General features: G+C 43.6%; 8 protein-coding genes. 4 read left to right on the forward strand and 4 right to left on the reverse strand.

Features of this window, described 5'->3' with window-relative positions; all coding sequences use genetic code 11:
- The first annotated feature begins 131 nt into the window (after positions 1 to 131).
- The 3 genes from PN499_RS03140 (at position 132) to PN499_RS03150 (ending at position 3425) form a co-directional block, all read left to right on the forward strand.
- A complete protein-coding gene (locus tag PN499_RS03140) occupies positions 132 to 371 on the forward strand; it encodes a DUF2605 family protein (RefSeq protein WP_334311647.1) in 240 nt (79 codons plus the stop codon).
- Positions 372 to 600: 229 nt separating this feature from the next.
- On the forward strand, positions 601 to 912 hold the full coding sequence (locus tag PN499_RS03145) for a DUF2973 domain-containing protein (RefSeq protein WP_272030235.1): 312 nt from the start codon (positions 601 to 603) through the stop codon (positions 910 to 912).
- A 509-nt stretch (positions 913 to 1421) separates the two neighbouring features.
- Positions 1422 to 3425, forward strand: a complete 2004-nt coding sequence (locus PN499_RS03150) for a DICT sensory domain-containing protein (RefSeq protein WP_272030236.1) — start codon at positions 1422 to 1424, stop codon at positions 3423 to 3425.
- A 103-nt stretch (positions 3426 to 3528) separates the two neighbouring features.
- Here the strand turns inward: PN499_RS03150 and PN499_RS03155 are convergent, their stop codons facing one another.
- Together PN499_RS03155 and PN499_RS03160 are read right to left on the reverse strand one after the other, a co-directional pair.
- Positions 3529 to 3732 (reverse strand): hypothetical protein, encoded by a 204-nt coding sequence (locus tag PN499_RS03155; protein ID WP_272030237.1) that lies wholly within the window; start codon positions 3730 to 3732, stop codon positions 3529 to 3531.
- 265 nt (positions 3733 to 3997) lie between these two features.
- Positions 3998 to 9733: an alpha-2-macroglobulin family protein gene (locus tag PN499_RS03160; protein WP_272030238.1), complete on the reverse strand. Its 5736-nt coding sequence runs from the start codon at positions 9731 to 9733 to the stop codon at positions 3998 to 4000.
- A gap of 350 nt (positions 9734 to 10083) precedes the next feature.
- Between PN499_RS03160 and pbpC the strand changes: the two genes are divergently transcribed.
- Positions 10084 to 12390 (forward strand): penicillin-binding protein 1C, encoded by a 2307-nt coding sequence (gene pbpC / locus PN499_RS03165; protein ID WP_272030239.1) that lies wholly within the window; start codon positions 10084 to 10086, stop codon positions 12388 to 12390.
- Positions 12391 to 12657: 267 nt separating this feature from the next.
- On the opposite strand, the gene PN499_RS03170 is transcribed toward pbpC, so the two are convergent.
- Complete coding sequence (locus tag PN499_RS03170; protein ID WP_272030240.1) at positions 12658 to 13095, reverse strand: DUF3574 domain-containing protein; 438 nt, start codon at positions 13093 to 13095, stop codon at positions 12658 to 12660.
- 323 nt (positions 13096 to 13418) lie between these two features.
- A partial coding sequence (locus PN499_RS03180) for a trypsin-like peptidase domain-containing protein (protein ID WP_272030241.1) occupies positions 13419 to 15024 on the reverse strand: 1606 nt, incomplete at its 5' end.

Here is a 15024-nt window from a genome sequence, read left to right on the forward strand (position 1 = left end):
AGGGTATTCAAAATTCAACATTTCCCAAGGCGAAAAAATTGAAACTTTGTTAAATAAATATTAAAAAATGTGAATTGCGTTAAGATTAAAATAGATAGATAAGTTGATTTTAATGAATCGTTAATCCCAACTTGCCGGAACCTCAATTGCTCAAAGTCTTACTGCCAGAGCTACTAGAGGATTCTCGGTCTTGGTTTGAGCGTTCGATCAACCTCCTGAAAACTGAGGATATCCTTTGTTTAGGTTCTCAGGAGCAATGTGACTTACTCGCCAGGGTAAGACAGGCTCAGCAAGAAGTAAGTGCTGCACAGGCGCTATTTCAAGCAATGGGAGGTGAAGTTGGGGGGGAAACGGCTGTGCTCATTCCTTAGCACAAACTGTTTACTGAATGCTGGCAAGTTGTCATGCACTTTCGCCTAGAGCAGTTTGCTAACCCTGGAAAAAATAGTGAGAGTTGAACTCTGGCCCGCTTGCTTCTAAATTAAGAAGATGGCGATCGCAGATACGGACAATCTCAAAAATATTTCCAGTTAATAAGTTATTCCTTGCTCAAAACTTTTGTAAATTTTTGTGTGGCTGTTGGGCCCGGAGGAGAATATTATGTTACATTTGCTTTACATTCTGGCTTTCACGATCCTAGCTTTTTTGGCTGTGGGGAACTTATTCCGCAGTTTGTTGACGGTGGGTATGGAGTCTCAGCGCATCCAACCATTTAGAGGTGGCAATTATAACGCATCATCCTCTAGATTTCAAGCAGTGCCGCATCCAGAATTATTGGATGATTATGGGAATGTTGTGAATGAGCCATTGTTGGTAATGCGATCGCTTTCAGTCCAAGACGCTCGCGAACAATTGGATGCTCTTTATAAGTCTTCTCCGGGTAATAACGACGAGGCCCGCGAGGATGTGTGAGGCAGCCTAGACCGTAGCTTGAAGATTTACAAAAATTAAAGAAAAGTGCTATTAGCTGTTAGCTGGGAAGCTCATAGCTAATAGCTCATGCTTTTTGATGGTGAGGGCGGTTCACAAAATTTTACCTAATTCTTTCTAAACTTACTCATACAAAATGTTAAAGTAGCACTTATGAGCAATTTAACAATTTTTAAGAAGGTAATTGGTAATTGGTAATTGGTAATAGCTAATGGCTAATGGCTAATTACTAATTAAGATTAGTACCTACGCAATTGAAAACTGCTATAGCTAAAGTCTCAAAAGAATTAGTAAGGCTAGTTCGGTCTGAATTTATGCCTGTGGACATCGAAGGAGCCGACTCCCCAGCGTGAAACAGGAAGTGAACATTAAATCTGCCCAATCGTAGATTTGAATAAGTTTCATAGAACCGATACTGGTAACAGATCGAATAAAACCTCCTGTCGATCGCTCCTGTCTTGTCATCGGCAAAAATTTACGTCTAAGGCTAGATGATCGTCCCAACTTCGGTACTACCAGAGCTGCTGCAAGCTTTGCCGCAACTGCGATCGCAAATTTATTTCAAGTCGTCGCTGACGGCGCTTTCCCACGCGATGGAAGACCTGGTACTGGCGGGGTTAGACCAGCCGCTAGTGATCGCGAGTTTCCAGCGAGAGCGCTTTTATCGTCAGGAAGCTCACCGTTATCGGCGCATTGCCACGCTCACATCTCAGGTTTATGTGCTGGCGGTACCGGAAACTGATTTCAAAAATGCTTCTGACTGTTACGAGACTGTAGCATTTAAGCCGGAAGACGGCTTGAGTCAAGAGTGGCATTTAGTCGTGATCGGCCAAGAATATTCAACTTGCTTAATCTGTCAAGAACGAAAGGCTCCTACTCAAAATGGGAACGATAGCGCACCGCTGGCAATGATGGATCAAGCTCGCCGCTTTGAAGGGATTTGGACGTTTGACCGCGAAGTGAGCTGCAAAGCTGCTGATTTACTGCTGAAACGAATTCTTAACTATCGGCCGGAGTTAGAACAAAAGATTGAGGAAGCGCAAAATATTTATGGTATTGCCAAGGAATTGCCGAAGCAGCGAAAAACGACTAATGCCAAATCTAAATCTGCCTTGAGAAAGGGGGGCCAAAATCCCAAATTGAATGAGCCGTTTGCTCAGCGTTTGGTGACATATTTACAGGCGGGTCAGCATAAATTACTGAAAGCTTACCGTTCGATCGCGGCCCAAGAGCGGAAAGAGCGTTTAGTAAATTTAATTACCACAGCGATGCGGCGATCGCTCAATCATGACGAGATGATCGAAGTAGCTGTGCAAGAATTAGGAGAGGCTCTCCATGCTTGCCGCTGCTTGATTTACCGCTGCAAAGCTACAGATGCAGCCGCCAAAATCAATCAGGAATTTTTGCGTCCCGGCGTTCGTTCTCTGCGGGGTCAGACTTGGCCGCTGCAAAACAATCCCATGTTTGAGGAGGTTGTGAGTAAGTTAGAGCCAGTTTATGTGGAACAAGGGGCAGAATATCCCCTGATTGCTAATACATCGGCATTGCGGACACTGGTTCAACAGTGGCAAATTCTTTCTTGGCTGATGGTGCCAGTGCTTTATCAGGGGCGGGTTTTGGGGATAGTGGAATTGCATCAGTGCTATTCTACGAAGGCTTGGGAAGAAGATGAATTGGCCCTCGTAGAGGCGATCGCGACTCAACTGGGAGCGGCCCTAATTCAAGCTGAAACCTACGCTCACTTAGAAGAACTCAACCAACAACTGGAAGCTCTCGATCGCACTCGCAGTAATTTAATCGCGATCACGGGTCACGAACTCCGCACTCCCCTGTCTACTATCCAAGTTTGCCTGGAAAGCTTGAGCCAAGACCCCGATATGCCTTTAGAGTTGCGGCAAGTGATGCTAGAAACTGCTTTAAGTGACGCAGAGCGAATGCGTAAACTGGTGCAGGACTTTCTCACTCTTTCTCACTTAGAGAGTGGCAGAGTGCAATGGAATATGGAAAGCTTGCCACTGCAAGAGTGCGTCGATCTGGCTCTCAGCAGCATTCGGGCCCGCCGTCAACGTGAGGATTTACCGCAGATTATCGCACAAGTGCCGCCAGAGCTGCCTTTGGTACAGGCGGATGGGGAATGGCTGGTGGAAGTGCTCTCGAAACTGCTGGATAATGCTTGCAAATTTACAGAACCGAAAGGTACTGTGACGATTGAGGCTAAACGCAATGGCGATCGGACGATCGAGGTAGTGGTAACTGATACTGGGCGCGGCATTGAGCCTAACCGTTTAGAGGTGGTATTTGACCGCTTTTATCAAGAGGAAGGTGCTTTGCGCCGTAGCACTGGGGGTACTGGTTTGGGGCTAGCAATTTGTAGACAGATTGTTAGGAGTTGGGGCGGTCAGATTTGGGCGAATTCGGCAGGGAAAGATCGCGGTTCTCAGTTTCATTTTACTATTCCTTTTGTGGAAAATGGCATAGAGCCAAAGCGATCGTAAACGTAATCCCAATTCTCCAAAGTTATGCAGCAGTAGGTCGTAAGCTTTTCCCTCTTCCCTCTTCCCTCTTCTATCTTCCCCTTCTTTGCCTAGCCCCTAGCCCCTAGCCCCTAGCTATATCAGGCTCGACTTTTTCTTCCTCGGATTTTTGGGCGGTTTCCTGTTGAGATTCGGCTTGTTTATTTTTCTCTAAAATATCTGCATAAGACCAAGCTGCGCTCACAATTATCCCTTTAAAGATTCCTTTTAAATCCTTTAAGTCGTCATTTTCAGAGGGTTGAGCCTTTTGATTGGCTTTATCTGCCATTGTTGCGTCTCCTGTTAAATCTAATTAGTTCCCTATTAATTCTCAAACCGAAATCCCAAATTGTATAGTCCTAGATTACCCTCAAATTCTTGTTGTTGGTTGCAGGGGGTGGGATCTCACCCCTAAAATAGGGGGTGTAACCCTGCATACTATAAAGGTTATCCTATAGTACAGCGAATGCGTGCAAACGATCCGCCGCCGGGGGGCGGTATCCGTAACGCCGCCCTCTGGGTGATGGAACCGCCCAGAGGGGGCGTTACGTAAGTCATTTATCGGACACAATCAAGGTAGAGGAAGCCGATCGCCCAAACTCTTCAGGAGCGTATTGTAAATGAGCTTCTGCGCCGGGCCAGAGATAGGTTCCGGGGGTGACGGAACGGACGAGGTAGTGAAAGCTGTAGGCTCCGGGTTCGAGGCGATCGCTATAGGCGACAACGCGATCGCGATACATCGTTTTATACCCAATTTGCCAGCTATCACCTTGAGCTTCCACTGCCTTTGTAGAGGTTTGGAAACTGTTATCAATTGCCTCGAAACCAGCAGGTAACTGGTCAGTAATTACCACATGATCCACAGGGCGATCGGCGATAATTTCCAAACCAATATCAAAGACTTGTCCCACTCCCAAAGTCAGCTCTTTAGGAATAGAAAGTTGCTGCTTTCCTAACACTCGATCTTCACCCGCAGACCGGATTTCTCGCACTACTCGCAACCCGTTTAAGCGTCCCGGTTGATTACCCTGCAAGCGATAGCCATAATTGACGATATAGTGCAGCGTACCTTGACCAGATTTCTGAATGATTAGATCGCCATTTCGTGGCAATTGATCTGTGGCTACGGTAATAAACTGACTGGGATTGCGGTAGCCGTCAAACTGAATGGAATCTAACTGTTTACCAGCCAATTTTACCGTAGCGCTAAACTTAGGTGGTGTCGGCTGAGTTTTGCTGTAATCTACTAAAGCTGTCAGTGCTTCTGCATTGTCATAAGTGCTTCGCCAAGTGCCATCGCGCCGCAAATTTAGGAGACTTTGCAATAAGCGATCGATATCTTCAGTCTTGCTTTTTTGAGCGATAAACAGGCGCAAAGCTTGAGCTTGAATAGCTGTAGGAGAAGCTATCCAGCTCACATTCTTAGGTAGATTCACCGTAGCTGTGCGACCCGTGATATAGATGCTTTTTTGCAACTGATTAGTTAGCACTTTAGACTCATTTTGCCAGTCATTAAATTGAGAAAGGTAACGCGCCAGCTCAATTTGAGTAACTAGATTATATTCACTCCGCTGTTGATAGATATCGGCGAGAAAATCATTGCGCTTTTCGCCCAATTCTGCTAAAGAGATTAAAGCCGATAATCTCACTTGATTCTTACAAACTTGCTCTTTGCAAAACTCATATTGTCCGGGGTCAGCAAGAGTTTTCTTCAAGTAGTCTGTCAGGCGAGATAGCATCCCCGCATCGACTGTATTAGGAAAAGCCTTAGAAGCAGATGCGATTGCATTTGCTGCATAGGGAGTCACAAACGGGTCAGATAGTTCTTGTCCGGGATAGGAAGCAAAACCACCATCGGGACGCTGAAGTTTTTGCAATTTTTCAAGCGCGATCGCAGCTTCTTTGCTAGGATTAAAATCTTTCAAACTTTGAGCGTATTGTTGAGAAAGAGTTTGCAAATTAGCTGCAATTAATAACTGACTAGCCGCAGGTTCCAAAAATGGTAACTGTTCATCCTGTAAAACCTGTTTTGCTGGTGCGATAATTTCTGGTATCAATGTACTAGCTAGAGAAATTTCTAAACCGCCAACATCTGACACCACATTTTTATCAACCTTCAGAGGAATTTTTACCTGATTTGCAGTTGTTCCCACTTCCACAACGTTTTCTGTAACTTCTAAAGGTTTCACCTCTAAAGGCACTTCAAACGCATCTACATTGCTATTTAATTGCGTGGCAAATTGAACTTTAGCATCACCAGCATTACCGGCCATAATGGGGAAACGGTAAGCATGAGTACCTGATTCAGCCTGAGTTTTTAGATTCGCCGCTGTTGGATTATTGCCTTCAAATTTTACGGCACCGGCTACTTGACCATTAATTGTCAGATTGCCTTTTTCCTGAGTGTTATTAGTCACAGATAAGCCAGCTTGAATGCGATCGCCGGGGCGGGCAAACTGCGGTAAAATGGGATTAGAAATTAGCGATTTAGTGGTAATAAAAGTTGCCTCGCCATTACCAAAATCTAAATTGCCGTCAGTAGCAATAGCCATCACACGCCACATTGTTAAATCGTCAGGAAGTTTGAATGTAACGCTCGCTTTCCCATTAGCATCTGTAACAACAGAACCATTGTAATAAGCCAAAGCTTGAAAATCTTTGCGGACGCGAGTATTTGCCGCACCTGTGGAAAATCCACCGCCATAACCCCAACCTTTTGCCAGGGGTGAAGCCATATTTTCTAACACTACATTCGGTCGATTATCGTTGAAGCGGGTAGAAATAGATTGCTCCGCATAGACAGTTTTAACCAAATCTGGCGGGCGATATCCAGTTAGTTGCAGCACGGCTTCATTGACAGCCATAACTGTAAATTGCCCCTTGATTGGTTTCCCTTGATTGTCCTGTAATTGTAGTTGTACGGTTTCCTCTGCACCCGGTTGTAATTCTGTTTGTTGGGGAGTGACTTGAACTTTCAAGTATTTAGCATCTAAACTGGTTTGAAAAGGAGCAAAGCCGATTTTTACCAGATTTTCTAAACTTCCAGGTTCCAATTCTTTTAAACTCTTGCCTTGACGGACTAACACAGCTTCTACTGCTGCATTTGGTAACATTTCTGGCGTTACTTGGAATTGGATTTGAGGAGCGCCTCCCTTAACTTTAGTGACAGTTTGATAGAGAGTTTTATCGCGGACAACGGCAAAGTATAACTCTGCTTCTGGATAAGGCGATTGAATTAAAGCTGTTGCTGTTTCACCTGGTTGATAGCTTTTCTTGTCGAGTTTGACTTCCAGGCGATTATTATCGTATCTGTTACCCCAGCTTACGACATTTTCTCCTGTTGCCCAAATCTGTAAATCAGTGGCAGTTACTTCGTTATTGCTATCAGCAAAATTAGCCCGAATGCGGTAAGAACCAGATTCAGGAGGACTGAGAGATACTGTTTGAGGGGTGCTGCCAGATTTTACCTCGCTTTTTGCTACTGTTTTGTATTCAATTTGATTGCGAGGATTGCGACTACCTTCGACTACTTGAGTAACGCTGCTGTAGTTAATTTTTTGCAGTTCAACTCGGACTTTTTGATCTTCGATGAGTTTTCCTGTAGGATCGGTAACGATGACTTGAATCGGTAAAGGTTTACCTGCATCGCCAACAAAATTAGTCTGTAAACCAATTAATCGCTCGCTGGGTAGGGCAGTAAATGTTTTAGAATCGGATACAGACAGATTTGAAACATCGGAGACTTCAATATCTACCCGATAATTCATAGGATAGGGCAAATCTTTGCCGATTGTAAATGTTTGATTGCCTTTACCACTAGCATCTAAGACTGCATTTTGTTGCAGTACATCAGTGGGAACGTTCGGGCTTTCTTCTGGCCAAAACCATTGCCGCCCAAAGGCAAATTCTTCCCAACCTTTTGGTGTAAATTCTGCTTTGCGGCGAGTGACATAGTATTTAGCTTTTCCACCTTCTACTGGGGAACCGAACAGATAATTACTTTGGGCAGTTGCCTCGATTTTATCGTCAATCAGTGCAAACTCTTTACCGAGGTTTAAATCTACCTTAAAATTAGGTGGTTTGAATTCAGCAATCCGAAATTGACCGGAAATTTCAGCTCCGCTTCCCCCTTTAGCTACAACAGAATAGTAGCCTAAAGGTAGATTATTTTCTAGGGGTAATTCTAGGGAAAATGTGCCAAATTCATTAGTTGTCTGAGTTCCTAAATCAGTCTTAGTACCGCTAGGAGTTTGCAGCGTGACTGCATAACTGGCATTTTTGTCCTGCTTGATAACTCCATTTTGGAGATAGTAAGCAGTTCCAGTCAACCAAGCTTTTTCTCCTGGTTGATAAAGTTGTCTGTCTGAGAAGATTGTACCGCGCGATTGTGGTTTATTACTGTTCCAAGTATCTCCTTCAATCCCGTAGCCATAAGCACCGCTATATTCTTCAGTTCTAGCAAATGCCCAGTCTTTGTTTTCGCGGGCAATGACTAATAAACTTGGTGCTTTTTCAAAGCCACCTACTTCAGATTTAATACAGTTCTGTAAATTATCGCGATTGAGTAATAATGTACCATTATTGTCAGTTTTACCCGTTGCACAAAGAGTAGGTTCAGGTCGAGATTTTGCCTGTAATTGAGATTCATAAATCTCGACTGCTGCTGCTACTGGGGAACCATCATCGAGATGGTTTACTCTAATTAAGCCTGACTCTGGGAACCACTGGGCAAATACTCCCAAATTAGTCAATTGAACTAAACCGTAATTGGTCGGTTCTCGCCATTGCTGTTTACCTTTTTCATCCGAGTAAAGATTCGTGCGTGCTTGCACTCCATAGGCAAGCATTCCTGTTGCTGCACCTAGTTTTTCCCGTAAGGGAACTGTTATATCCAGAGGCTGATTTTTCTGCCCTGAAACTCGAAAAGTTTGCCAGTCAGAAGGATTGGAAAGTAAATCATTTCCCTCGCCTCTTGGATATGCGTCAGCAGTATAAACTAAATCAGTCGGTTGAACGACTTTATAAGCTGCTTTGTACTGGGATTCTGGCAAATTGACTGTAGAAATATTCAGTTGTAAGTCTTTACCTGCTGGGAAAACATTTAACCCTGTGGGTGTCCAAATTTCGCCAGAGACATCGCCTGTTTCATACTGCAATGTGACTGGTTTTCCCAAGGTTTGACCGAATTTATCTTTGAGGTTAGCACCAATAGTAATAGTATATTGTTTTGCTGGTTCTAAACTCCAGGGATTCAGGCTAACCAAAGGTTCATTGTCATAGGCTTGAACAAGTGTGGGAGATTTTTTAGGTTGGGGATTAACGGTGATATTCTCCCGCGCTGAATCCGCGATAATACCGTTATTAAATTGTAACTGACCGCTGCCTTTTACGAACCGACCATAAGCACCGCCAGCATCGGGTTGTCCAAAAAATTTAATAGCTTTAAATGTCAAGGGCGAATAAGTTTCTACCTGGCTAACAAATGGTGTTTCGCTGGGGAGATTACCGCGAAGTGGGAGCAAGCCAGAGTCAAATTCTAGACGGTACTGAGTGGCTTTTTCGAGGGTTTGTTGGGGAACTATGGTATACTTAAAAGGGCGAACCGATGGATCGAAATTTTCTTCTGGGTTTTCCCTATCCTCTGATTTTACCTCAGCTTTTTCTAACTCTACTTTAACAGGCACAGTTGTTGTTTGTCCCTCTGGGATTAGCTTCAAATGTTGTTGCACTGAAGCTAAATCTAATTCTACATTTGATGTGAATTTCAGAGTAGGCTTAATATCAATGGGTTGAAACTCTGAATTTTCCGGTTGAGAAGTGGGTAAATTGGAAAGTTGGATTGGTTCGGTGTTAAATGTCCAACTTAAATCTCGATCGAGGCGGTGATTTTTTAAATCAGTCAAACCTGCTTTGATGGCAATTTGAATACGAGTAGCTTTAGGTAGTGCTTGTTCCGGTTGAAATCCCACCATGCGCGGGGTTAAAAAACGGAATTGACCGGGGATAGCAGGTTTGATTTCAAATAGTTTTAGTTTGTCTTGCTGTTCGGAACTATCAAGGCTTTCCACGGGAATTAATGCCTCTTTAAACCGAATGCGAATTTGGTTGAGAGGTTCAGCTTTTCCAGTTGGACTAATTTCTTCAATCCAGTCTACCAGTTGCGGAGTAATTAGGGGAGCAACTGAGGGAAGCGGCTCAATTTTTGAGGATTTATTCGCGACTCCACAGGTTGTTACTACCACCGTGAGAATTAGGAGAAGTATCGGCCTTATCCATTTTTTGAATTTCATATTGATTTTTTCCTTTACGGCTACTGTATCTACAGTTGACGCGATCGGGTTTCCCGATCAATTTTATTAAATTTTTAACTCAGCCATTGCTAAGGCTATATAAATGATTAAAGCCTATAATTTTATGGTGTAGAGATTTTGTATTTTTTCTTAATGAGTGCGAAATTTATAGTTTCTGGAAGTAGGGATATTCAAGTTGTAGTCTTGTAAATGAATATGCGTAATCCCGCCTTTCGGCGGTTAAAGATACCGCCCAGAGGGCGGGGTTACGTTATACTTTTTTGTCGATCCGGTAGGGTTGTTTCAATATCGGAAATAGATTAAACTTTTCTTGGCTGAGGGATTAATTGATGAGAGCATTAAGGCTGTGGCTAATTAAAAATTCCCAGAAGGCTGGGCGCAAATGTAGAAACCCAAAACTTCGCCTATTTTTGGTGTTAGTATTAATTTGTCTGACGGTGCGATCGCTTCCCTATCTCGCACCCATCCGCGCTGCTGACATCGCACAGGATCGGGAGGCGATCGAATTTAGCGATCGCAACGGCCTTACTCTCGGTACTATTCTCACTCGTGACCAAGAACATACCGCCGCTGTACCCTTAAATCGAGTTTCTTCTCACTTTGTACGCGCCATCATTGCCGCTGAGGATAGCCGATTTTATCAACATGGTGCCACAGATCTGAGAGCGATCGCGCGGTCGCTCCTCGAAGCCGCACAAGCCAAACAGTTAGTCAGCGGCGCTTCTACCATCACTATGCAGTTAGCGCGGATGCTAGACCCCGCACCTCGCACATTAGCTAATAAAGTGCGAGAAATTTGGTTATCTTGGCGCATTTTCGCCGGCATGAATAGAGACGAAATTCTCGAATCTTACATCAACAGATTGCCAATGAGCGGTAATATTTACGGGGTAGAAGCTGCTTCCCGTAACTATTTTGGCATTTCCGCCGCCGATCTGAATCTTGCTCAAGCGAGCCTTTTAGCAGCTATCCCCAACGATCCAAATAACCTCAATCCTTACTACCGCTGGCAATCTCTGAAAAAACGGCAAAATTACGTACTCGATCGCATGGTCAAAGACAAGTATATCACGCGATCGCAGGCAAATAGAGCCTTGAATGAAGAAATTTTACTAGCACCGAAAGAACAGGGAATTATTGCCGCACCTCACTTTTTATTCTGGCTATCTAATCAATTACCCAAGCAGCATCCGTCTCATATTCGCACCACGATCGATCGTTCTTTACAGCAGTTTGTGGAAGCACAAGTGCAGCAGGTTGTTAACTCTTTATCTCCCCATAATGTCCACAATGCAGCAGCTCTGGTCATAGATAATCATACTGGGGAAGTTTTAGCTTATGTCGGTTCTCCAGATTATTTTAATGAAATAGAAATAGGTCGGAATGATGGAGTGCAAGCGCTACGCCAGCCTGGTTCTACCCTTAAACCATTCTTGTATGAATTAGCATTAGAAAAACGTGCGATTAGACCCAACACTATTTTAGCCGATGTACCGACTTATTACGCCATTCCCGGTGCAAAACTTTACAACCCAACTAATTATAACGATGAAACATTTTTAGGCCCGGTACGGGTGCGGGTTGCCTTGGCAAATTCTCTCAACATTCCAGCAGTAAGGGTATTAGAAAAAGTGGGAGTATCTACGTTTCTTAATCGTTTGCATGAATTGGGATTTGAGCATTTAACTCAATCTCCAGAATACTATGGTTTAGGCTTAGTTTTAGGTAGCGGTGAAGTTAGTTTATTTGAGTTAGCTAGAGCTTATGTGACCTTAGCAAGACAAGGGCAATCGACACCGATTGTCACCACATTTAATGATGATAAAATTTCCAGTGATACACCTATCATCGATCGAACAACATCGGCATTAATTACTAATATGTTAAGCGATGCTCACGCCCGCGCTCAAGAGTTTGGTGTTGATTCGGTGCTGGCTTTACCATTTACTACAGCGGTGAAAACAGGGACTTCTTCTAATTTTCGGGATACTTGGACAGTTGGGTTTACTACTGATTATACAGTTGCAACTTGGGTAGGCAATTTCAATGGCGATCGCATGAAGAAAGTCTCTGGAGTCATGGGTGCTGCCCCTCTCTGGAATCACATTATCTTACACTTGCACGAACATCAAGATCCTGCACCTTTTCCTGCTTTAAAAGGGTTAGTACAGCGCCCTATTTGTGCTATTTCCGGGTGGCGGCCTACACCTGAATGTCCCTCGGTTGTACAAGAATATTTTTATCCTGAAGATATCAGTAAATACGAAACTGAGCCAGGTAGTTTAAAGCTGTCTGAAGATTATAATGAGTGGTTAGCAAGGCAGAGTAAATCTAGTTTAACTAATAACAACTTCAAAATAGTTTTCCCTCAAAATGATGCTTATTTTCTGATAAATCAGAATAAAACTTCACGCCTAGAGTTTAAATTGTCTGGAGCAAATAACGCCCCCGTTGAGTGGTGGTTGAATGGTAAAAAGTTAGCCACTCAGTCATCTAATTCACTTTTTTGGCAACTTCAACCTGGTCAATGGAATTTACAAGCTAAATCTGGTACTCTAGTGGATAGTGTGAGATTTGAAGTGCAAGTTACTGAGAATAAATCTCTGCGGCGGGGCTTTTCTTTTGTTGATAAGTAAATCCACCTAATTAAACATAAGATCGGGATGGCTAAAAAGCTGACCGTATAAACATTCTTCCTTCTCTCCTAGATAACTAAATCCTTCTTCCTTCTTCCTTCTTCCTTCTTCCTTCTACTTAATTCAGCATCTTTTCCTACTGACAAATAGAACAAGAATTACGCACCCAACCAAAGAAACCGGGTTTTTTGACGAAAATACTTCGTTGCGCTCGCAGATTTTCTCAAAAACCCGGTTTCTAGGACTCTATGCGTAAGTCCTATAGAATTAAAATGAGACTTTAGCTTCAGTAGTTACGCGGAGTACGGATTCTTGTTGAAAGGTGCGTTTATAGATATCGATAATTTCTGCTATTGCCCGATTTTTCTCTGGGCTATTTTCATAAATTAAAATAACGACTTTGGACTTTTCTGTTACCAGTAAGCTATTGCTATTGAGATATTGTCCATAGGAATCTAAGACGGTTAATCCTTCGTGAAAGCGGGGCGTAATGGTAGTGTTTAAAAATTGCTGCCATTCTACATCGGAAATTGTACTACCTCCCGGTTTAGTTAGACCAAAATATAGTTCATCTTTGATGAGAATTTTTTGGTTAATATTTGTAGTAGAAGTTTCGGAAATTTCGGCACGAACGAGTGTAGGTAGGGAGATGGGAATGAAGATAAGTAAACTGGCTAGGAAAAGGCTATTAATAGTTTTTGGCATGGTAATTAATTAGGCTAATAATTGTGGAAATTGCGCTAATAGCCATGTCCCTACTTGCGATCGATCTTGGTTGCGACTACGCTGTAAAGCTTCCTTTAGTAAGGCAATGGTTAATCGCGGTAAAACTTCTGACTGAAAAAATTGTATAAGTAAGGTTATAGCACAAATTGTTGCTACATGAGAACAAATTGCTTTCTAAAATATTTTTGTGTATATATTTATTGATTAATTAAACAGTTAGGTCTACACTTACCAGCCAAATTATTAACTAATTAGTGATGGCAACCCCAAATTAAATTAAGGTAAGCAACGCTTAAGAACTCTCACCCTCCTCTTTTCCAAATCTTGATCTGCCCATCCCAACCCCCACTAACAATCATCTGCCCATCCCCACTAATTGCAACAGAATTAACATAGCCAGAATGCCCGCTTAAAGTTCCTTTCAGTGCCCCAGAACGTACATCCCAAAGTTTAACTGTCTTATCCCAACTACCGCTAACTAAAGTATTTCCATCTTTAGTAATTGCTACAGACCAAACCCCATCTGTATGCCCGCTCAAACGCTTAATTAATTGCCCAGTACCCAAATTCCATAGGCCAATTGTTCCATCACCACTACCACTAGCTAAAGTTTTGACATCGGGACTGAAAGCCACCGACAAAATAGATAAAGAATTACCTTTTAAAGTGCGGATTAAGTCACCAGTTTGCAGATTCCATAACTTAATAGAACCATCCTTACTGCCACTAGCTAAAGTTTTGCCATCTGATGCGATCGCCACCGAATTTACCAGGGCAGAATGTCCCAACAAAGTATAAAGTAAAGCCCCAGTTTTCACATTCCAAATCTTAACAGTTTTATCCCAGCTACCACTGGCTAAAAACTGACCATCAGGACTGAGGGCAATTGCAACTACCACATCAGAATGCCCGGTCAAAGTGCGAATATTCTCACCTGTTTCTAGATTCCAAATCTTAATAGTTTTGTCATCGCTACCGCTAGCAAAAATCTTGCCATCAGATGCGATCGCCACTGCATTTACCGCGTCCCCGTGACCCCGCAGCGTACTCTTTAACTCGCCGCTGGGCAAATTCCAGACAGAAATACTGCCGTCAGTATTTCCTGATACAAAGTGAGAAGCGGCGGCCGCCACTGAACTCACAACTCCCGCCGACACCTTGAGCGCACTAGCGAGAGTAAAAGCAGCATTCGCAGGGGGGCGCGGCGTATTATTCACAGGAGTAGTAGTTGGCGGTTTTCCCGCCGTTGGAGAATCTTGGGGTACTGTTGGCAGCGCAAGGCTTGTCCGCCACTTCAAGAAAGTATCGATCTCAATCCCGGCGGCCACAATTTTATCGGATTTGTCCTCTAATTGTATAATGCCATTAATGGCTACAACCCTCGCCCCTTCGTCCAATACCGGGCCACCGCTCATGCCTCCTCTCACTAAGTTACTATAAACTAAGGTATAACCATTCCAGGCAGCTTGGCGGCGCGTCATCAGCCCCTCAGTGACAATCAAAATCGGCTGTTGCAGAGTTCCGCCCGATCGCGGCCAGCCAGCCACATAAAGCTTTTTACCCTCGCTTGCGTCAGTATTCGCCAACACAGCGAGGCGATAGTTTTCCGCGCTGCTGAAGGGAACTATAGCCAAATCGGCTCCCGGCATTCGTTTGATCAGGCTGTAATAGACTGGATGGCGCTTGCCATCGGGGGTAACAATGTGATAATTACCCGCTTGGCTCACTACGTGCCAATTAGTAATTATATAGTAAGTGCTGCCTTTTTTTTCAAAAATCACCCCAGAACCGTTGCCCGTTGGGCCATCAACGCGAACTGTAATTTCTTTAGCGATCGCATTCACCTCAGCGGGTGCTAGTGCTGCGGCGACTTGGGGGGTAAGAAGTGGGAGAATAGGCGCGATCGCG

Source organism: Kamptonema animale CS-326 (assembly GCF_028330895.1).
GTDB lineage: Bacteria > Cyanobacteriota > Cyanobacteriia > Cyanobacteriales > Microcoleaceae > Kamptonema > Kamptonema formosum.

What these genes read in the sequence shown, in the direction of transcription:
- PN499_RS03145 (WP_272030235.1), top strand. Translation starts at nt 601, where the DNA reads ATGTTACATTTGCTTTACATTCTGGCTTTCACGATCCTAGCTTTTTTG.
- PN499_RS03150 (WP_272030236.1), top strand. Translation starts at nt 1,422, where the DNA reads ATGATCGTCCCAACTTCGGTACTACCAGAGCTGCTGCAAGCTTTGCCG.
- PN499_RS03155 (WP_272030237.1), bottom strand. Translation starts at nt 3,732, where the DNA reads ATGGCAGATAAAGCCAATCAAAAGGCTCAACCCTCTGAAAATGACGAC.
- PN499_RS03160 (WP_272030238.1), bottom strand. Translation starts at nt 9,733, where the DNA reads ATGAAATTCAAAAAATGGATAAGGCCGATACTTCTCCTAATTCTCACG.
- pbpC (WP_272030239.1), top strand. Translation starts at nt 10,084, where the DNA reads ATGAGAGCATTAAGGCTGTGGCTAATTAAAAATTCCCAGAAGGCTGGG.
- PN499_RS03170 (WP_272030240.1), bottom strand. Translation starts at nt 13,095, where the DNA reads ATGCCAAAAACTATTAATAGCCTTTTCCTAGCCAGTTTACTTATCTTC.